The organism is Pseudomonas orientalis, from assembly GCF_022807995.1.
In the GTDB taxonomy this organism is placed as follows: domain Bacteria; phylum Pseudomonadota; class Gammaproteobacteria; order Pseudomonadales; family Pseudomonadaceae; genus Aquipseudomonas; species Aquipseudomonas orientalis_B.
Map to the genome: position 1 here is coordinate 4,403,377 of NZ_CP094351.1, position 21,098 is coordinate 4,424,474.

Sequence of the window (21,098 nt, forward strand, 5' to 3'; positions counted from 1 at the left end):
AGCCACCCGCGAAACTCTCTTTTAAACCGCTACCAGGCGCACGCTGGCGCCTTCGCCAACACCCAGGGCTTCAGCCGCTGCGAGGTCCAACGTCACCGGTTTACCCGGCGCGTAGTCCAGCTCCAGCATGACCGCGCGGTAATCCTGCAACTGCGCGTTGCTCACCAGGTACTGGCGGCCGACGCCCTTGACCATCTCGCCGATCTTCACCGGCACCACGCGGCTCTGGGCAATCGAGCGAATGCCGGAGACCCGTGCGTGCAGCGTCGGGCCGCCGTCGAAGATGTCGATGTAGTGATCGGTCTCGAAACCTTCGCGCATCAGGATGTCGAAGGTGATCTGCGCCCGTGGGTGCACCTGGCCCATCGCCTCTTGGGCTTCGTCGGGCAACAGCGGCACGTAGATCGGGTAATGCGGCATCAGCTCGGCGAGGAAGGTGCGGCTTTTCAGCCCGCACAAGCGCTCGGCGGCGGCGTAGTTGAGGTCGAAGAAGTTGCGGCCGATGGCGTCCCAGAACGGCGAATCACCGTTCTCGTCACTGTAGCCGACAATTTCGGTCACCACCGAATCGGCAAAGCGCTCGGGGTGGCTGGCGACAAACAGCAGGCGGCCACGGGAATTGAGCTCCGACCAGGGCGAACCGACCAGCTCGGGCACCACGTAGAAACTGGTGAGCAGGCTGTTGCCGGTCAGGTCGTGGCACTGGGAAAGCACGTGGATCTTGTTGTGGATCTTCAGCTCGCGGGAGGCGTGCACGAAGGTTTCGTTACGGAAACTGTAGAAAGGCTCCGAGTAGCCGGCCGAGGCGACGATGGCCGAACAGCCGGCGAGCGTGCCGGTCTCGGTGTCTTCGAGCACGAAGAAATAGCTTTCTTCACCGTTGAAACTTACCTCGGCCGCGAAGGACGCTTCGCTGGCGGCGATCTTGTCGCTCAGGCGTTCAACGTCATCCGGCAAGGAAGTGACACCAATCGGGCTGTCTGCAGCCAGACGCTGTACCTCGCCCAGATCAGCCATTTGCGCGGGGCGCATCACCAGCATGGTGTCACTCCTTAACTCTAAAACTCATAGGAAAAATGCCGGGCACGGGATCTGAGTTCACACAGATCCAATGTGGGAGGGGGCTTGCCCCCGATAGCAGTTTGTCAGTTGATAAATCAGGTGACTGATCCACCGCCATCGGGGGCAAGCCCCCTCCCACATTTGGAAACGGTCCGGCCTGCTAAAGGTGTCGCTATCAGGCTTGCGTTAACATCTTCACAGCACGTTCAAAACGATCCAGCCCTTCATTGATGTCCGCCTCTTCCACCACCAGGCTTGGCGCAAAACGCACCACGTCCGGGCCGGCTTGCAGGATCATCAGGTTTTCTTTCTCGGCGGCGTTGAACACGTCCTTGGCCTTGCCTTTGAACGCGTCGCTCAGCACGCAACCCATCAGCAGGCCCATACCGCGTACCTCGGTGAAGATGCCGTACTGCTTGCCGATCTGCTCCAGGCGCGCCTTGAACAGGTCGTGCCTGGCTTTCACACCCGCCAGTACCTCAGGGGTGTTGATCACGTCGATCACCGCTTCAGCCACGGCACAGGCCAGCGGGTTGCCGCCGTAGGTGGTGCCATGGGTGCCGACCACCAGGTGCTTGGCCAGGTCTTCACGGGTAAGCATCGCCGCAATCGGGAAACCACCGCCCAGGCTCTTGGCGCTGGTGAGGATATCCGGCGTCACGCCGTAATGCTGGTAGGCGAACAGGTGGCCACTGCGGCCCATGCCGGTTTGCACTTCGTCGAACACCAGCAACGCATTGTTGGCATCGCACAGTTCACGGGCGCCTTGCAGGTAGGCCAGTTCGGCCGGCAATACCCCGCCTTCACCCTGGATCGGCTCCAGCACTACAGCGCAAGTCTTGTCCGACACAGCGGCTTTCAATGCAGCCAGGTCGTTATAAGGAACGTGGGTGATGCCGGTGATTTTAGGCCCGAAACCATCGGAGTACTTGGACTGTCCACCGACGTTGACGGTGAACAGCGTACGGCCGTGGAAGCTGTTCCACGCAGCGATGATCTCGTACTTCTCGCTGCCGAAACGGTCGAACGCCACGCGACGGGCCAGCTTGAAGGCGGCCTCGTTGGCTTCGGCGCCGGAGTTGCAGAAGAACACGCGCTCGGCAAACGTGGCGTCGATCAGCTTATGGGCCAGGCGCAGGGCCGGCTCATTGGTGAAGACGTTGGAGACGTGCCACAGCTTGCTGGCCTGTTCAGTCAACGCACCGACCAGCGCCGGGTGGGCGTGGCCCAATACGTTGACCGCGATGCCGCCGGCAAAGTCGATCAGCTCGCGACCCGCTTGATCCCACACACGGGAACCTGCGCCACGCACGGGGATAAAAGCGGCGGGTGCGTAGTTGGGCACCATGACCTGGTCGAAATCGGCACGTTGCACCGGGGCTTGCTCAACGGACATCGGAGTCTCCTGAAGAGGAACGCCTGCCTGAAACTGGCGGGCGATGCAGGGATTGTAAGGACAGTTTTCAGCGCGGCCTTGCCGCCAAGCGACAACTTCTTATAACGCCAACCCGCGTTTTCGGGGGGTTTACGCTAATGCGACAAATAGCGTCGCAATGGCGCAGTTTAAACGCTGCGCCAGGTTTGCGTCAGGGTTATCCAGAGAAAGGGTAGCAACGCCCTAACTATCTAAAGTCCCCCCTGTGTAACCGGCTGGTTTACTGCCAGGCCTCATGACTTGCACGGATCCGCTCCATGACAGACCTCGATTATTCCGACACCCGCCTGCCTGACAGCCACTATCAACTGCTGACCAGCGCCCTGCCCTCCTGGCTCGGGAATGCCGGCGCCGACAAACGCCAGGCACTGGCCACCACCGCGCCGCAGCTGCTGCCGGGCAGCGCCGAGCAACGCGCCGCGCTTGCGCGACTGACCGGCGCCCACTGGGAAGCGCAAAACCGCGTGGATCAGGCATTGCAACAGGTGCAGGACGCCAAGGCATTCGCCAGGCCCCTCCTCACACAGGCATTGCAAGCCGACTACGGCCTGGACCTGGACGTGGAGGCAACCTATTTACGCCTGTATATCCCCGATCGCACCCCGTGGTTCCCGATACGCTCCGGCGCAGCGCGAACCTGGACGGTCTCGTTGCTGGATGCCGCCCTGCATAACTTTGAACACAAGGAAACCCTGGCGGACGCCTACGAGCCGGCCTCGACCTTTATCACGCAGCCCTCGGCCAGCGGGCAATTCGACACGTTGGTGCAGGTCAAGCGCAAGTTGTCGATCGCGGCGTTCGCCAGCCTGTGCCGTGACCTGGACATCGGAGCGCGCTACGCCCGCTACCTCAACGATGCGCTGGGCATGTCCAACCCGGTTGCCGCCGCGGTACTGCGCCTGAAGGTCGACGCCAGCCACAAAGCCGCCCTGCGCGCAGCGCTGCAACTGGCCCGCATCAAGGGCGATGTGAGCGAAGATTACGCCGACTTGATCCACGGCCTGATCTCCGGCGCGCCCAACCTCAGGCTCGACGGCGCGCCCTTGGGCTGTCAGGACCTGCGCATGATGGACATTGCCCTGACAGGCATCCAACTGTTCTCTCCCGATCTTGAAAAGCCCCGCTCACCGCAGCGCCTGGTGGCCTACGTTCCCGATGATCCGCAGCATCCATTGAAAGAATATGCGTCCCCCCTGGCATTCAAACAGGAACTGACCCGACAACTGCGTGACCGCGACTACCAGACCTTCTTCAGCCGCTTTGTGCCCCACGCTCAACGCGGAGTGTTTTTTTCCGGCCTGAGCCAGCGCCTGTCGCGGATCACCTGGCACCCACCGGTCAAGGGCAGCGGCCAGGCCCCCTGGCGCAGCACACCGATCAACGACCCCAAGTTGCAGTTTGAGGCGCAGCCGATTTCAGGCGATCCCTGGTTGCACCTGTACCATCGCAAACTCGACAAAATTCTCAACGACGCCCGCACGCTGGCCGTTTCCACCGCAAGCGTCGATCGCGAGGCGCGCTGGCGGCTGTGGGACTCTTTCGTCGAGGTAGCGTCCTCGATCCTCAACACTGCCCTGATGGTGGTGGCTCCGTTCGTGCCGGGCCTGGGCGAACTGATGCTCGGCTACATGGCCTACCAGTTGCTGGATGACGTGTTCGAAGGCATCGTCGACTGGGCCGAAGGCTTGGGCAAGGAAGCCTTTGGTCATCTCATGAGCGTGCTGGAATCGCTGGTGCAAATGGGGGCGTTCGCTGCAGGCAGCCAGATCGGCCCGGCCGAGCTGCGCAAAGTGCTGCCGGGCAATGTCCTCGCGTACATCGACCGCTTCAAACCGGTGAGCCTGGCCAACGGTGCCACACGCTACTGGAAACCGGACCTGGCGCCCTACGAATATCCATCCGCCTTGCCACCGCGCATCGGCATCAACGAGTTGGGCCTGCACGAGGTGCGCAGGGAGTCGATTCTGCCGCTGGAAGGCAAGCTCTACACCATTGAAAAAACCGCCGACAGCGAGCTTTATCGCATCAGGCATCCACGCCGCCCTGACGCCTATCGCCCCGTGGTACGACACAACCAGGCAGGCGCCTGGCATACCGAGCTTGAGCAACCGCTGGCGTGGGACAGACCTACGCTGTTGCGTCGGCTGGGGCACAGTGTCCAGGACCTGAGCGAGGCGGACCGGGAACTGGCCCTGCGCATCAGCGGCCTGCATGAAGATGCCGTGCGCAAAATGCACGTCAACGGCGAGCGGCTTTCGCCCCTGCTGAGCGATACCTTGAATCGGCTGCGCATCGACCGCAGCCTCCAACGGCTGATCGACCAGCTGCGCAGCGACGACCCGGCGGTGTATCACCAGATTGACCCTCAAGACACCTTGCAATTGCTGACGACCCACGGCCGTTGGCCACGCACCAAAGCGTTGCGCATCGTCGATGAAAAGGGTCAGACCGCCTGGGAATTCGGCGACAAGACAATGCCGGTGATTCAGGTAAACGAAGCCCAGCTGGAAAATGGCGACTTGCTCAAAACCGTCTTGCGCGGGCTGACCCGCGAAGAAATTCGCACCCAGTTCGATGAGCGCGCCAGCGACCCCGAACTGAGCCTGGACAACCGCAGCCGTCTGCTGCGCCATAGCCTGGCCGACATTGCCGAACGCGTACGCGGCGCGTTGTTCGAATCGCGCTATGCACCGCTGCCGGTCGCCGAACCAGCGGTGCAGCAATTGCTCACCACCACACCCGAGTTGCCCCCAAGCGTTGCGCAAGCCCTGGTGAGCCAGGCGAGCGGAGCAGAACTTGAAGCGCTGCATGAGCATACGACTCCCCCACGCCTGGCCGAACTGGCACGCACCGCGTTGGGCGAAGTACGCATCAACCGCGCCTACGAAGGCCAGCATCTGGACGCGCTGCAACCCTTGGACACCGATCGGCTTGAACTCAATACCCTGCGCCTGCTGCCGGGCTGGTCGGCAGACATGCGCCTTGAGGCCCGCCATCACTCGCCGAGCGGGCCAACCTGGCTGCAGATCGGCCCAACCGACGCGCCGATCCATCGCACTCTGGTGCGCACCGAAACCGGCCGTTACATCCCCCATGATGAACGGGGCGCACTCTCCAGCGAGACCGATCTGTATTCGGCCATTTTAAGTGCCCTGCCCGATCAACAGCGCGACCAACTCGGCCTGGACATTCACCAGGGCGCAGCACTCAAACAGCATCTGCGCCAGGCACCGTTGCCGCGCAGTGAGCTGCGCGTGCTGCTCACGCCGGACACCCCGCCGCAACGCCTCACTGAAACCCTGCGTCTGTTAGGCAGCGACAACGGCTATCGTGCCCAGGCACCGGCACCACTGGGCCTTCCAGGCTTGCTTGAGCGCGCGCGCGCGCTGTACCCCGAACTTCGCGAACACCAATTGGCGACCCTGGTGAATCACCTGCACTCACAGCCTGGCGGAGCGATCGCCGGGCTGGAAGCGCTGGCCATCGAATACCGCCAACTGGAGCGCGACCTGAATACCTGGCAGCGCGACATTCCGCTTCAGAACCCCGGCAACGGCTCCCTCCTGAGCCTACGCCAGCGTCAGTACGAGCAGCGCAATCGCGAACTCATTGCCAGTGAACTCAAACGCTGCTGGCGCAGGGAACTGCCCATCGATGATTACTTCGAAGACCCGACACGCGACGGCTACCGACTGAACCTGCATTACCACATCCGCGGCGAACTGCCACGGCTGTCCGCCAACTTCGATCATGTTTCAATGCTGACCATGTCCGGCAGCAACCACACGCTGGGAGCAACCGCATTCCTGGGCTACTTTCCCCGCCTGCGCCATTTGACCATTGACAGTATTTCCTTGGGCAACGTGCCGCCGGCAGTCTTTCAGATGCGCGACTTGAACGTACTGAGCCTGAGCGACTGCGCAATTACCCTGACGCCGCACAGCCAGGCCCAGCTCGCCTCGATGACCCACTTGCTGACACTGGACCTGCATAAAAACCCGCTGGGGCGGGTACCCAGCGTGGAGTCAATGAACGAGCTGAACACTCTGGATCTGTCCGAAACCGGCATCGACCGCCTGCCTCCCGGCTTGCTCACCCGTCACGAACTGAGCGCTGCCTTTCTCAGCGGCAACCGCATCAGTGAATTGCCCGAGGCACTCTTCGACTTGCCATCGCATACCAGCGTGGCCTTCGACCTGTCTGACAATCCCCTGTCATCAGCCGTCCTCGAGCGGGTCAAAGCCTACTATCAGCAGCACGGTACCTACTGGGAAGCTGATGCTCCAGCCGTCGATGTACGCGATGCAATGTTGCTCTACCCCGCGCTGGACACCAATCAGATCAACCAGTTTATCTACAGCCTCCCGGGCGACCTGGAAGCGGGTAAACGCGAGTTGGCACGGCTGGCCGGTGAATGGGACACGCTGAAGTCCGAGCTCAGCCAGTGGGCCCGACAACCGCAGCTGCCGCCCCAGGAAGCCGCCCGGCGCAGCGAACTCCATGCATTGCTTGAACGAAGCTGGCGCAGGGAGACCCCGCAGGACAGTCAATTCGCCCATACGCTGGAGATCCCCGCGACGCTCGCCGGCGAGCTGCCCACGCTGAGTGCACGCTTCAAGCATGTTGGCTCGCTGATGATCAAAGGCAGCGGCGAGCCGATGGGATCAACGACCTTTATCGACAGCTTCCCGGCCCTGACTATCCTGGACATCAAAAACGTGGCGCTCGGCGACATTCCTGCCCCGGTGTTCAATTTGCAGACACTGTCCATACTGGCGCTGCCACGCTGCTCGATAGAGCTGAGCCCCACCAGCGTAGCGGGGTTGCAAGGCATGACCGGCCTTGAATACTTGAACCTGGACCACAATCCGCTGGCACGCACGCCGGACTTCAGTCACCTGCCCAAACTGAGCACCCTCTCGCTCAAAGACACCGGATTGACGCAGGTGCCCCTTAGCCTGCTGGGCGGCCCGCCACGCCAGTCGATCAACTTGAGTAAAAATGCCATTGAACATCTGCCCGAGGCGCTCTTTTCCATGCCGGCCTCAAGCACCAGCGGCCTGGACCTGTCCGTGAACCCCTTGACGCCCCAATCCCTGGAGTCGATCAAACGCTACTGCCAGCGCACCGGCGAAAGCTTCGCTGCACAGGCACCCGAAGCTCAACGCAGGCGCACGCAACAGCTATACCCTTCATTCCTGGACAGCGAGGCGGATCGATTCATCTTCAACCTGCCCGGCGACATGACGTCAGTGGACCCGATGTTGACGCATCTGGAAGCTGAATACGAGCAACTGAGCAACGACCTGCAACTATGGGTGCAAGCTGTTCCGGATCGACATCCGATCCTGGATGTGCCGATTGACGAACAAACCCGCGCCCAGGACCAACTGAGGCGGCGCAACTTCAAGACGCTGCTGGAACAGGCGTGGCGACGAGAAAGCCCCGAGGATGAAGAAAGCCTGGACGATGAGCTGACCCATCAGCTGGTACTCGACACACCGGTAATGGGCGACCTGCCGGAGGTGAACGCCACCTTCAACCACGTGACCTTGCTCCAACTGGACGGTAATGGCACGACGACCGGCGTCGACGGCACATTGCGCAGCTTTCCCCATCTGCAGACACTCAGGCTCAGCAAGTGCTCCCTGGGCGCCCTGCCCGAGGCGATCCAGCACATGCCCAAGCTGTCCACACTGGATATGACGGAATGCGCGATACGACTGACACCCCAAACGCGCGGCAGGCTGAGCGCCCTGACCGAACTTGAGTTCGTCAACCTGAGCCACAACCCCCTGGGCCACGCCCCTGACGTCAGCGCCCTGCATGAACTGGTATCGCTGTATTTGAGCAATGCGGCACTGAGCGAAGTTCCGCAGGGCGTCTTTGGCCTGGAGCAACTACAAACGCTGGACTTGAGCAACAACGCAATCCAGCAGATACCGGCGGACTTGCTGGAGACGTCAGCAACCCTCAACGGCGACTGCGATTTGAGCGGCAACCCGCTGTCGGCGCAAAGCATTGAGCGCTTGCGCCAGTACTACCAACGCACAGGCGTGGACTTCCAGGTTGCGGCCGCTACCGTGGATGCCCAAGGTACACCTCTGATAGCGGCCAGGCCTGACCCCGAGGAAGACTGAACGTCGATCAACCGCGCTCGGACGGTACCGACGACAATTCAAACGGGCTGCTGCTGCGACGCTGGTTGCGGTCTTCACGCGGGGTGGCGCCGAAAAAGTTGCGGTAGGCGCTGGAGAAGTGCGGCCCCGAGGAGAAGCCGCACGACAGGCCGATCTGGATGATCGACTTGCTGGTCTGCATAAGCATCTGGCGCGCCTTGTTCAGGCGCAGTTCCAGGTAATACTGGCTGGGGACGCGGTTGAGGTATTGCTTGAAGATCCGTTCAAGCTGTCGTCGCGACACGCACACGTGCTGAGCGATTTCGTCGGTAGTCAGCGGCTCCTCAATATTGGCCTCCATCAGCAGCACCGCCTGGGTCAGCTTAGGATGGCTGGAACCCAGGCGGTTTTGCAGCGGAATGCGCTGGCGCTCGCCACCTTCGCGGATGCGCTCCACGACCAGTTCTTCCGACACCGCGCCGGCCAGCTCGGCGCCGTGGTCGCGGGCGAGCACCGCCAGCAGCAGGTCGAGCACCGACATGCCACCACAGGCGGTCAGGCGATCGCGGTCCCAGTCGAACAGGTGACTGGTGGCGATGACCTTGGGAAAGCGCTCGGCGAAGTCGTCCTGCCAGCGCCAGTGCACGGCGGCGCGATAGCCGTCGAGCAGGCCGAGCTGGGCCAGCGGGTACACACCCGCCGACAACCCGCCGATCACACACCCCGCCCGAACCAGTTGCTTGAGCGCGGTGCTCAGTTGCGAGGCTATAACGGTCGGCGGCTCATCGGCCAACAGGAACAGCTTCTGGAAACCTTCGAGCTTACCCGCCCAGGGTTCGCCCGGCAGTTGCCAGGCACCTTCGCCTGCCGGCTCCGCGAGCAGAAACGATAACTCGTAGACCACCTCCGGATGCACCCGCTGAGCAACGCGCAAGGCCTCCTCAGCCAGCGCAAGCGTGAGTGCTTTTGTGCTGGGCCAAATCAGGAAACCAATTTTGTGGGCGGTCATGTGGGAGCTATCCGAAGCGAAGAACGGTAATGAAGACAAAGGCCAATGCTAGCCGGTAAACCAACACAAATCTCAAAAACAATGCCGATCAAATGTGGGAGGGGGCTTGCCCCCGATAGCGGTGTATCAGATCCACCTGTACTGACCGACACACCGTCATCGGGGGCAAGTCCCCTCCCACATAAAGCAGCTCCAACAGCAAAGGACTATTTCAAGCTGCCGGAGAGGAACTGCTGAAGGCGCTCGGACTGCGGATTAACCAGCACTTCGCGAGGATTGCCACGCTCTTCGACAATGCCTTTGTGCAGGAACACCAACTGGTTCGACACTTCACGGGCAAAGCCCATTTCGTGGGTCACCACCACCATGGTGCGGCCTTCCTGGGCCAGGTCCTGCATCACCTTGAGCACTTCGCCGACCAGTTCCGGGTCGAGTGCCGAGGTCGGTTCGTCGAACAGCATCACCTCCGGCTCCATCGCCAGGGCACGGGCGATCGCCACGCGCTGCTGCTCGCCGCCGGACATGTGGCCGGGGAACGCATCCTTGCGATGGCCTACGCCGACCTTGGCCAGGTAGTGCTCGGCCTTTTCACGGGCTTCTTTCTTCGACACGCCCAGCACATGCACCGGCGCTTCCATCACGTTTTCAATCGCGGTCATGTGCGACCACAGGTTGAAATGCTGGAACACCATGGACAGGCGCGAACGCATGCGCTGCAACTGCTTGGGGTCGGCGGCCTTCATGGCGCCGTCCTTGTTGGCCACCAGTTTCAGCTCTTCGTTGTTGAGCAGGATTTTGCCGGCGTGGGGCTGCTCGAGCAGGTTGATGCAGCGCAAAAAGGTACTTTTGCCCGAACCGCTGGAACCGATGATGCTGATCACATCACCGGCCGCGGCGGCCAGGGACACGCCTTTGAGCACTTCATGACTGCCATAGCGTTTATGCAGGTCTTGGACTTCAAGCTTGTACATGCGGTCGGTTCTCACAAAAACAGGTGGTCAGTCGTTGAGCAAGCGCCCGTGACGCAGCGCTTCGCGCCCCGCCACCTTGGCCAGCCAGAAACCCGCTTGGGCATAACGTAGCCGTTCAACGGCAAACAACACCCCGGACGTACCCGCGCAGATAATGCTCACACGGTCTTCCAGAGGATCAATCACTTCAAAAATCGCTTCGCCCTTCTCGACCCGGTCGCCGGCCTTACGCAGGTAACTGATCACCCCGGCGTGGGGCGCGAACAGCAGTTCGGTGCCTTCGAAGGGCATGCCTTCACAGGGCTCGTGTTGGGGTGCGGGCCATTCGCCCGTGATCAAGCCTTGTTCGGCAAGAAACGCCAGGATGCCTTCAGCGTGAAAGATCGCTTCATCGCGGCCGGTGTCAGCCTGGCCGCCCAACTCCAGCGTCGTCGCCAGACAGGCCAGCGGAATCTGTGCGTCGGGGAACGCGCGCGACAAACGCAACCACGGCAACGAACAGGCTTCATCAAACGAACTGCCACCGGAATCTTCCGCGAGCAGGCCGACCTTCACATTCAAATGCGCCGACAGCGAGCGCCACTGCGGCCAGTGCTGGGGCAATGCGTACATGTGCAGCGCGGCTTCGGCGTCGCAGTGCAGGTCCAGGACGATATCGGCGGTGCAAGCGTGGCCCAGCAAGATGCGCTGCATGCCTTGCAACTGGCTGCTCGGCGCGGGCAACGCAGCGAGTGCATCGCTCATCGCCTGGCGGATCATGCGCACGTTGGCATGGGGATCGTCGCCCAGCTTGCCTTGCAGCCGCTCAGCGACCGGTTCGCTCAGCTCAACGAAATCGCGGTTGAAATTCTTGCCGCTGCCCACCTCGAAACGCCCCTGATGGCTGCCTTGCAGCAACTGACCCAGGCCCATCGGGTTGGCCACCGGCACCAGCTCGATCACGCCGTTGAGCGCGCCTTGAGCTTCGAGTTCGGTGAGGCGCTTTTTCAGCTCCCAGGCGGTGCGCATACCGGGTAATTCATCGGCGTGCAGGCTGGCCTGGATATACGCCTTGCGCTCGCCACTGCCGAAGCGAAACACGCTCATCTGACGTTCACAGCCCAGGTGGCCCCAGGGCAACAGGTGATCGATACGTTCCATATCAATGCTTCCGTGGAGCCAGGTAGCTCAGCCAGCGGCGCTCGGCCAACTTGAACATTCGCACCAGGATGAAGGTCAGGCCCAGGTAGAACACGCCTGCAGTGATATAGGCTTCGAACGGCAGGTAGTACTGGGCGTTCACCGTGCGCGCGGCGCCGGTGATATCGATCAGGGTGACAATGGAGGCCAGGCTGGTGGTCTGCAGCATCATGATCACTTCGTTGCTGTACTGCGGCAGCGCGCGGCGCAGGGCCGACGGCAGCAGAATGCGGCGGTACAGCTTGTAGCGCGACATGCCCATGGCCTTGGCCGCTTCGATCTCGCCATTGGGCGTGGCCTTGAGGCTGCCGGCGATGATCTCGGCGGTGTAAGCGCTGGTGTTGATCGCAAAGGCCAGGCACGCGCAGAAGGTGGCGCTGGACAGCAGCGGCCACAGGAAGCTTTCACGCACCGCTTCGAACTGCGCCAGCCCGTAGTAGATCAAAAACAGCTGCACCAGCATCGGCGTGCCGCGAATCACATAGGTGTACAGCCACGCCGCACCATTGACGATCGGCTGCTTGGACACGCGCATCAGGCCCAGGGGCAAGGCGGCGAGCAGGCCGAAGAACAGCGCGATGGCGAGCAGTTTGAGGGTGGTCAGCAGGCCGCCAAGGTACAGCGGCATGGCCTCCCAAATGACGTTGTAGTCGAAGATCATAGATCAGCCGCCCTTACGCCTACCGAGTAGCGCTTCTCGAGGTAGCGCAGCGCCAGCAACGACACGCTGGTGATCACCAGGTACATCGCCGCCACTGCGAGGAAGAAGGTAAAAGGCTCGCGGGTGGCGTCGGCCGCCTGCTTGGCCTTGAACATCATGTCTTGCAGGCCCACCACCGAAATCAGCGCAGTCGCCTTGGTCAGTACCAGCCAGTTGTTGGTGAAACCGGGGATCGCCAGCCGGATCATCTGCGGCACCATCACCCGGAAAAACACCTGGAAACCGCTCATGCCATACGCCAGGCCGGCTTCGGCCTGGCCCTTGGGAATGGCCATGAAGGCGCCGCGGAAGGTTTCCGACAGGTAGGCGCCAAAGATGAAACCCAGGGTGCCGATACCGGCGGCCAGGGGGTTCAGGTCGATATAGTCGTCATAGCCGAGCATCGGCGCGACGCGGTTGAGCAGGTCCTGACCGCCGTAGAAAATCAGCAGGATCAACACCAGGTCGGGGATCCCGCGGATCACCGTGGAGTACAGGTCACCCAGCCAGGCCAACCAACGCACCGGCGACAGTCGTAACGCGACCCCGATCAGACCCAGAACGATGGCCAAGGCCATGGACGACAAGGCGAGCTGAAGCGTCAACCATGCGCCATCGAGGATAACGGCCCCGTAGCCTTTCAACATGATTCAGGTCCTCGAAAAGGGGGATGAAAAAATGGCGCAAACTTCAGAGTGTTCTGTTGCTTGCGCCATTTCGGACAGACAGCTGCGACGGTTTACTGGGCTTCAGGCCCGTAAATATCGAAGTTGAAGTACTTGTCCTGGATTTTTTTGTACTCGCCGTTGGCACGGATCGCGGTGATGGCAGCGTTGATACGGTCCAGGTTTTCCTTGTCGCCTTTGCGTACCGCGATGCCTACGCCGTCGCCGAAGTATTTGACGTCGGTGAACGATGGGCCGGTGAACGCGTAGCCTTTGCCGGCTGGCGTGTCGAGGAAACCTTCCTGCAGCAGGGTAGCGTCAGCCACGGTACCGTCGAGGCGACCGGCTTCCACGTCCAGGTAGATTTCGTTCTGCGAGCTGTAAGGCACAACGGTGGCGCCTTTGGGAGCCAGCACTTCCTTGGCGAAACGATCGTGGATCGAACCGCGCTGCACACCGATCTTCTTGCCCTTGAGTTCATCCAGGCTGTCGCTGACCGTGGTGCCTTCCTTCAACACCAGGCGCGCCGGCGTCAGGTAGTAGCGGTTGGTGAAATCGACGGACTTCTTGCGGTCTTCAGTGATGGACATGGACGACAGGATCGCGTCGATCTTGCGCACTTTCAGCGCGGGGATCAGGCCGTCGAACTCCTGCTCGACCCAGGTGCACTTCACATCCATCTGCTTGCACAGGGCGTTGCCGATGTCGTAGTCAAAACCGACGATGCTGCCATCCGGCGCCTTCGAGGCAAACGGAGGGTAAGCCGCTTCGATACCAATTTTCAGAGGCTTGCCTTCGGCGAAAGCCTGCATGGACAGCACGGACAGCGCCAGGGCGCCCAACAGCACGAGTTTCTTCATCTTGGGACTCCATCGGTATAGGGCAAAACAGCAGTATGAGCCATGGCCCACGATGCGGCGAAGGTGAAACCGAAAGCGTTGCAGCGTCCTGCGCCAGTGAGTGCCAGCGACGACGAGCGAGTGATCGGCATTCTAACGACAGGCTGGAAGCCGATATTTCCTCAATGCGACAACAATTTACAGAAGCACCGAGAAAGCGGTTCCAGCACATTGACAGCCTCTGAATTTTATGCAGAGACAAAAGATATTAAACCAGCTGATGCTGCAAATTGCGGGCCTATTATTCGCAAACCCTTCTGGGACGGCAAGTGTGGCGTTTAATCTTATTTCTGGGGGTGTCTGAAATGCGGGTTTTCGGGGCGGGGGCGTAGCCGTTTGCCTCATGTATGGGCCCGGGGTTACACATTTGCGTTAACCGGTAACATTCAGAAACGTCCTACTGCGCAAACCGATATTTATTGGCTTGTTGGTTATGCATGTCTGCCAGACCACCCTCTGCAAACGCCTTGAAATGCAATCCAAATGTGGGAGGGGGGCTTGCCCCCGATAGCGGTGTGTCATCTGATACATGTTCCACTGACCCACTGCCATCGGGGGCAAGCCCCCTCCCACAAGGGACCTTCACTGTGTGCAAGATCCCATAAAAAAACCCCACCCGGCTCTCACCAAATGGGGCTCTGTCCCACCTACCCCGCCTTAAGCGACGTTCATGGTCTTGTGCGTCTCAATCAACTGCGCCACCACCCCCGGGTCGGCCAGGGTGGAGATATCCCCCAGCCCGTCATACTCGGCCGTGGCAATCTTGCGCAGAATCCGCCGCATGATTTTCCCCGAACGCGTCTTCGGCAAGCCCGGCGCCCACTGGATCACATCCGGTGAAGCAATCGGCCCGATCTCCTTGCGCACCCAGTTTTTCAACTCCAGGCGCAGCTGCTCGCTGGGCTCTTCGCCACCGATCAAGGTGACGTAGACATAAATGCCCTGCCCCTTGATGTCGTGCGGCACCCCCACCACCGCCGCTTCCGCGACTTTGGGGTGGGCGACCATGGCGCTTTCGATCTCGGCGGTGCCCATGCGGTGGCCGGACACGTTGAGCACGTCATCCACGCGCCCGGTGATCCAGTAGTAACCGTCCTCGTCACGCCGCGCGCCGTCACCGGTGAAGTACATGCCACGGAAGGTCTTGAAGTAAGTGTCGACGAAACGATCGTGGTCGCCGTACAGCGTACGCGCCTGGCCCGGCCACGAATCGAGGATCACCAGGTTGCCTTCGGCCGCGCCTTCGATCAGGTTGCCCAGGTTGTCCACCAACGCCGGCACCACGCCAAAGAACGGCCGTGCCGCCGAACCCGGCTTGAGCGCATGGGCGCCCGGCAGCGGGCTCATCATGTTGCCGCCGGTTTCGGTCTGCCACCAGGTGTCGACAATCGGGCAACGGGATTGGCCGACGTTCTTGTAGTACCAGTCCCAGGCTTCCGGGTTGATCGGCTCGCCCACCGACCCCAGAAGGCGCAGGCTGCTGCCGTCGGCGCCTTCGCAGGCGGCGGTGCCCGAGGCCATCATCGCGCGGATCGCGGTCGGCGCGGTGTAGAGGACATTGACCTTGTGCTTGTCGACGATCTTCGCCACCCGCGTGATATCCGGGTAGTTCGGCACGCCCTCGAACAGCACGGTGGTCGCGCCGTTCGCCAGCGGGCCGTAGACGATGTAGGTGTGGCCGGTGACCCAGCCGACGTCGGCGGTGCACCAGTAGATTTCACCCGGGCGGTAGTCGAACACACGCTCATGGGTCAGGGCTGCATACAGCAGGTAGCCGCCGGTGGTGTGCTGCACGCCCTTGGGCTTGCCGGTGGAGCCGGAGGTGTAGAGGATGAACAGCGCTTCTTCGGCGCCCATCTCTTTGGGCGCGCACACGGTGCCCGCCACTTTCATCAGGTCTTCGTACCAGATGTCGCGATGCTGGTTCCACTTGATCTGGCCATTGGTGCGCTTGCACACGATGACCTTCTGGATGCTGCTGGTTTCAGGGTTGGTCAGCGCGTCATCGACGTTAGCTTTCAGCGGAATTTTCTTACCGGCGCGGATGCCTTCATCAGCGGTGATCACCACCTTCGACTTACAGTCGATAATGCGACCGGCCAGGGCTTCCGGCGAGAAACCACCGAACACCACCGAGTGAATCGCACCGATGCGGGTACAGGCCAGCATGGCGACCACGGCTTCGGGGATCATCGGCATATAGATAGTCACCACATCGCCGCGGTGCACATCCTGGCCACGCAGGGCGTTGGCGAACTTGCAGACTTGTTCATGCAATTCGCGGTAGGTGATGTTACGGCTCTCGGCAGGGTCATCGCCCTCCCAGATGATCGCGATCTGGTCGCCGCGCTCGGCGAGGTGGCGGTCCAGGCAATTGTAGGAAACGTTCAAGGTGCCATCGGCGAACCACTTGATGTCGACATGGTGATCGTCGAACGAGGTCTGCTTCACCGTGGTGAAAGGCTTGATCCAGTCGAGACGCTTGGCTTGCTCGCGCCAGAAACCATCGGGATTGACCACCGACTGCTGGTACATCGCCTTGTAGGTCGCCTCGTCGGTCAGCGTATTGGCTGCTACTTCGGGACGAACGGGGTACAGGGAAGCCGCACTCATCTTTCTTACCTCGGTGACAATAGTTGTTGTTGTATGGCCCCTGTTGTAGCCGGGGTGGGTCTATAGAACCATTCGACGATGGTAGTAACAAGCCCCTGCACATTGCCCTGCTATGCCGGTTTTCCGCTCTGGCCCGCGCCCTGTGGCGCTTCGCGCGCTTCTGAAAAAACCTTCATCGAGGGATTGTTACAAAAACCGTCAAAAGTGTTTATCAAAACCACGGGTATATGAATATAACCCGGGCGCCTAGAATCAACTCCGCCAACCAAGGCACTGCGATTAACACCGTAACAGCCCCCACGAAGGCAACGTTAATCCGAACTTCCCAACTCTCAAGTTACACACGTGGCCTCACAAGGGCCCCGTGACCCCTTTCGCCCTGAAGAAGGTAAATAGAGAAATGAAAGCTTTAGTAGTTTTGGCCCTCAGCAGCCTGTGCGCCACCGCCGCCCTGGCCGACGAGGCCCCGACCGAGCTGGCTGGCGCGAATGCGCCGATTGTTGAGGACTACACCTACAGCACTCACCTGGACGTCGCCAAAGTACTGTCCATGAGCGATATTCCGCAAGTGTGTGAAGTTGTACCGGTGAAGATGGAATATGAAGACTCGCAAGGTCAGCGCCATATTCTTAATTATCATGTGATGGGCAATGGTTGCTCGAACGGGTAATAAACTTCGTTATTTAGCTTTAACCCGGATCTTGGTCGCCGCAGGAAATCGTTCTTGCGGCCAAGAACCCACCTCGAATGCACCACAAATCAAATGTGGGAGCGGGCTTGCCCGCGAAGACGATAGATGCTGCACCACTGCAATCCGCTCTAAGCGCCAGAATTGGGCTTCACACGCTCAATGACATCTTTCCTTTCTTGCAAAAAAACCTCATCCACTTTAGGCAAATCGACCAGCGACAACCAACTGGGCCTGACTGGCCTCAGAATAATTGTGTCCCTCTCCCTGAGAATTTCCAGCTCATCCACCCCGTCGTAAGCCATCTCCGCTGGCAAATGCCCACAACCTGATCTCCTCTTCCCTCCTCGGTAAAATACCGACACCTCCCGTCAAAAACTTCCTACCCACCAACCCCCCGTAATCCCTCACTCTGGCTCAAATACCCACCTTTTTGTCCGCCAACCGAGACAATCCGCCCCAACACAAACCCAATTTTTTCCCTATAATGCGCGAGTAAATCGGGCCTGCAATATCCCTTTACACAGGGACGAAGAGCCAGACCTGAGGCCACCGCCGGAGCCTGCACCACCCGCTCCGCCCCTCAAGCCTCATGCAGTACCCGTTACCCCATTACGTTTATTTGCCTGCGCGAGCTGCTGCAACAAACGATTCCTTAAGATCCACCGCGGCCCTGGGGCCGTGTGAACACCCAACCATCCGGTTTCACACGGGTACCTTGAGCCCTCACGCAGGAGACGACACGTCATGCTGAGCTGGGACGAATTCGACAAAGAAGAAGAAGGCGAAGTAGCCGCTAAAGGCGCCAACGCCGGCCACGCCACCGAAGCCAACATGGACCGCCTCGACGGTGCCGGCGCCGCCGCCGCCATCGAAGCCCGCGCCGTCACCGCCAATGACTCCGCCGCCATCGCGCGCGCCAAGGCCGAGCTGGACAAACTCGACGTCGCCGAAGGCCTCGCCGAACTCGAAGGCGCCTCCGCCCGCGTCGCCGTCGACGAAAAGCGCATGATCAACTGCCGCGCCGACCTCAACCAACTCGTGCCTTTCAAATACGACTGGGCCTGGCAGAAATACCTCGACGGCTGCGCCAACCACTGGATGCCGCAAGAGGTCAACATGACCGCCGACATCGCCCTGTGGAAAAACCCAGAAGGCCTGACCGACGACGAACGCCGCATCGTCATGCGCAACCTCGGCTTCTTCTCCACCGCCGATTCCCTGGTCGCCAACAACCTGGTGCTGGCCGTGTACCGCCTGATCACCAACCCCGAGTGCCGCCAGTACATCCTGCGCCAGGCCTTCGAAGAAGCGATCCACACCCACGCCTACCAGTACTGCATCGAATCGTTGGCCATGGATGAAGGCGAGATCTTCAACATGTACCACGAGATTCCATCGGTGGCTAAAAAAGCCGCCTGGGGCCTGAAGTACACCCGCTCGATCTCCGATCCGAAGTTCGAAACCGGCACCGTCGACACCGACAAAGAGTTGCTGCGCAACCTGGTCGCCTACTACTGCGTGCTGGAAGGCATCTTCTTCTACTGCGGCTTCACCCAGATTTTGTCCATGGGCCGCCGCAACAAAATGACCGGCGTGGCCGAGCAGTTCCAGTACATCCTGCGCGATGAGTCGATGCACCTGAACTTCGGGATCGATGTGATCAACCAGATCAAAATCGAAAACCCGCATTTGTGGGATGCCGAGATGAAGGAAGAAGCGACCCAGATGATTTTGCAGGGGACGCAACTGGAGATTGAATATGCGCGGGATACCATGCCGCGTGGGGTGCTGGGGATGAATGCGGCGATGATGGAGGATTATCTGAAGTTTATTGCTAACCGTCGTCTGTCGCAGATTGGGTTGAAGGAAGAGTATCCAGGGACGACCAACCCGTTCCCTTGGATGAGCGAGATCATGGATTTGAAGAAAGAGAAGAACTTCTTCGAAACCCGTGTAATCGAGTACCAGACCGGCGGTGCGCTGAGCTGGGATTAACTCTTAAGCCAAGTAACATTAAAAAGCCCTGACTGCTCAGGGCTTTTTTATGCTCGCTGGATGAACAGGACCCTTCCTACAAGGAGACCACCCTTGGAACGGTTGATACGAATATCGATGTCACCTAGGCTCATCCGCCGGTGCCTAAGAAACGCCCAACGTAGAAGCAAGCCGCAATCACACAGTTAAAATCTGCTTGACCTCAGTCATGCGGAATTGACGCTGTAATGTGGCTTTGTCGGTTGGAGTTTCTTAGAACCACATTCTCTACGTTGGGTCGTGGCCCTTTAGAAAATCACGTAGAGGTCATAGGGAATGCCCAACCAACATTTATTCAACTCGCCGTCGACTAAAGAATTAGCGTCATCTGAACCGTTGATCGCCGTTGTCTTCAACCGTCACAGTCTTCCTTTACATACTCTTCTTCTGGAAAACCAACCCTGGTTCTGCGCTCGCGATCTTGGGCGCTTAATGGGATGGCATTTGGATGAACGAACGACTCGCAAGCTCGATGAAGATCAAAAGAGAACCGTAAAACTGCTGTTCCACGGTCAACCGGAAGAAATGTTGATGATCAGTGAATCAGGCGCCTATGCGTTGCTGATCTATCACTACGTACCCGGAAACCGCCTATTACGTAGCTGGCTGACTCACGAAGTCGTTCCGACGTTGCGGGACGATCGTCAGGCCCGAACGATGGAACGACCACTATTGAGCATGTTGGATTGGCCAGAGATGTCATTGAACCTGCTGCATTGGCAGGATGAGGGCTGGATACGTCTTCGAGACATGCCGTATTTGCTGGTGAATAGAACCTACCGGGGAGATTCAGCAAAGGTGCCATGGTGGCGCAAGCTCATACAACCGTTCCGAATGAAGCAGCGAACTTACTGACAATGGCAACCGCCAATTCCGACCAGCTTGTAGGAAATTTCGTAGACGCACTAACGACCACTCAGTATCGTCCAAGGGTTTTCCACCCTCGGCGGCTGCATGGACATTACGAAAGACAAAACGGACTGGAGCGACGCGGAACTGGCAGCGGCGGTCGAGGCTTACCTAAAGATGCTGGCCTGGGAAAAGAGTGGCCAACCTTTCAACAAAGCCCTCGAAAACCGACTTCTGCGTGAAGGCCCGGTGGCGGGCCGTGCGAAGGGCTCCATTGAATTCCGCATGCAAAATATTTCCACCGTGCTGGTCCGTATGGGCTGGGACCGCATCGAGGGCTATAAGCCCGCCAAGAACGTGGGCTCCGGCGTAGAAAAACGGATCCGTCAAGCGCTCGCCGCACAAGGCGTATTCGAATCCGAAGACGCCGCCCAAACCGCCGATGAGCAAACGCTCATCCGCCGCGCCTGCAAACTCCAGCAGCAAGCCTTCCCAAAACTACCGGACGGCATCGCCCAACCGCAGAAAGTATCCACGTTCAGTACGGCCTTCGTCCGCGACCCAAAAGTACGCGCTTGGGTTTTGAAAGAAGCCAACGGCATCTGTGAAGGCTGCGGTTCAAACGCGCCTTTCGAGGTCGACGGTTTGCCATTTCTTGAAGTACATCACGTCAAGCACCTGGCCCAGAAGGGTTCGGATCGCATCACCAATGCTGTAGCCTTGTGCCCCAATTGCCATCAGCGTTGTCACCGGTCGAGTGATCGGGAGGCTTTCACCGAAGGGCTTTACGCCAAAATCGGAAGATTGGCACGGGAGTAGACTCCCGCTGTCACACCTGATGCATATTCAAAAAATACTAGATAGGACCGAGG

15 protein-coding genes are annotated in these 21,098 nt (G+C 59.9%); 6 read left to right on the plus strand and 9 right to left on the minus strand.

Annotated elements, in window-relative coordinates:
- Positions 1-21: 21 nt before the first annotated feature.
- Both aruF and MRY17_RS19565 read right to left on the minus strand, forming a co-directional pair.
- On the minus strand, positions 22-1,041 hold the full coding sequence (gene aruF / locus MRY17_RS19560) for an arginine/ornithine succinyltransferase subunit alpha (protein WP_181285023.1): 1,020 nt from the start codon (positions 1,039-1,041) through the stop codon (positions 22-24).
- Positions 1,042-1,237: 196 nt separating this feature from the next.
- The gene (locus tag MRY17_RS19565) at positions 1,238-2,458 is read right to left on the minus strand and encodes an aspartate aminotransferase family protein (protein WP_243352717.1); all 1,221 of its coding nucleotides are present in this window, start codon (positions 2,456-2,458) and stop codon (positions 1,238-1,240) included.
- 296 nt (positions 2,459-2,754) lie between these two features.
- On the opposite strand from MRY17_RS19565, the gene MRY17_RS19570 reads away from it, so the two are divergent.
- A complete protein-coding gene (locus MRY17_RS19570; protein WP_243352718.1) occupies positions 2,755-8,637 on the plus strand; it encodes a dermonecrotic toxin domain-containing protein in 5,883 nt (1,960 codons plus the stop codon).
- Positions 8,638-8,644: 7 nt separating this feature from the next.
- Here MRY17_RS19570 and argR read toward each other — a convergent pair whose 3' ends face one another.
- The 6 genes from argR to MRY17_RS19600 all read right to left on the minus strand — a co-directional run bounded on the left by argR (position 8,645) and on the right by MRY17_RS19600 (position 14,000).
- Positions 8,645-9,625 (minus strand): transcriptional regulator ArgR, encoded by a 981-nt coding sequence (gene argR / locus MRY17_RS19575; RefSeq protein WP_181285020.1) that lies wholly within the window; start codon positions 9,623-9,625, stop codon positions 8,645-8,647.
- Between the two features lie 206 nt (positions 9,626-9,831).
- The gene (locus tag MRY17_RS19580; protein ID WP_010208310.1) at positions 9,832-10,596 is read right to left on the minus strand and encodes an ABC transporter ATP-binding protein; all 765 of its coding nucleotides are present in this window, start codon (positions 10,594-10,596) and stop codon (positions 9,832-9,834) included.
- A gap of 27 nt (positions 10,597-10,623) precedes the next feature.
- Positions 10,624-11,736: a succinylglutamate desuccinylase/aspartoacylase family protein gene (locus MRY17_RS19585; protein ID WP_181285018.1), complete on the minus strand. Its 1,113-nt coding sequence runs from the start codon at positions 11,734-11,736 to the stop codon at positions 10,624-10,626.
- 1 nt (position 11,737) lies between these two features.
- The gene (locus MRY17_RS19590) at positions 11,738-12,436 is read right to left on the minus strand and encodes an ABC transporter permease (protein WP_181285017.1); all 699 of its coding nucleotides are present in this window, start codon (positions 12,434-12,436) and stop codon (positions 11,738-11,740) included.
- On the minus strand, positions 12,433-13,122 hold the full coding sequence (locus MRY17_RS19595; protein WP_057723729.1) for an ABC transporter permease: 690 nt from the start codon (positions 13,120-13,122) through the stop codon (positions 12,433-12,435). Before MRY17_RS19595 ends, MRY17_RS19590 begins: the two co-directional genes overlap by 4 nt.
- Before the next feature lie 92 nt (positions 13,123-13,214).
- Positions 13,215-14,000: an ABC transporter substrate-binding protein gene (locus MRY17_RS19600; protein WP_124359507.1), complete on the minus strand. Its 786-nt coding sequence runs from the start codon at positions 13,998-14,000 to the stop codon at positions 13,215-13,217.
- A 42-nt stretch (positions 14,001-14,042) separates the two neighbouring features.
- Between MRY17_RS19600 and MRY17_RS19605 the strand changes: the two genes are divergently transcribed.
- The gene (locus tag MRY17_RS19605) at positions 14,043-14,321 is read left to right on the plus strand and encodes a hypothetical protein (RefSeq protein ID WP_124359508.1); all 279 of its coding nucleotides are present in this window, start codon (positions 14,043-14,045) and stop codon (positions 14,319-14,321) included.
- 375 nt (positions 14,322-14,696) lie between these two features.
- Here MRY17_RS19605 and acs read toward each other — a convergent pair whose 3' ends face one another.
- Positions 14,697-16,652, minus strand: a complete 1,956-nt coding sequence (acs, locus tag MRY17_RS19610) for an acetate--CoA ligase (RefSeq protein WP_181285014.1) — start codon at positions 16,650-16,652, stop codon at positions 14,697-14,699.
- Between the two features lie 400 nt (positions 16,653-17,052).
- Between acs and MRY17_RS19615 the strand changes: the two genes are divergently transcribed.
- From MRY17_RS19615 to MRY17_RS19635, 4 genes are all read left to right on the plus strand, one after another.
- Complete coding sequence (locus tag MRY17_RS19615; protein ID WP_124433734.1) at positions 17,053-17,322, plus strand: DUF2790 domain-containing protein; 270 nt, start codon at positions 17,053-17,055, stop codon at positions 17,320-17,322.
- Between the two features lie 765 nt (positions 17,323-18,087).
- The gene (locus tag MRY17_RS19625) at positions 18,088-19,338 is read left to right on the plus strand and encodes a ribonucleotide-diphosphate reductase subunit beta (protein WP_243352720.1); all 1,251 of its coding nucleotides are present in this window, start codon (positions 18,088-18,090) and stop codon (positions 19,336-19,338) included.
- A 315-nt stretch (positions 19,339-19,653) separates the two neighbouring features.
- The gene (locus MRY17_RS19630) at positions 19,654-20,232 is read left to right on the plus strand and encodes a BRO-N domain-containing protein (protein ID WP_181284765.1); all 579 of its coding nucleotides are present in this window, start codon (positions 19,654-19,656) and stop codon (positions 20,230-20,232) included.
- Positions 20,233-20,331: 99 nt separating this feature from the next.
- The gene (locus MRY17_RS19635) at positions 20,332-21,045 is read left to right on the plus strand and encodes an HNH endonuclease (protein WP_243352721.1); all 714 of its coding nucleotides are present in this window, start codon (positions 20,332-20,334) and stop codon (positions 21,043-21,045) included.
- The last annotated feature ends 53 nt before the right edge of the window (positions 21,046-21,098 follow it).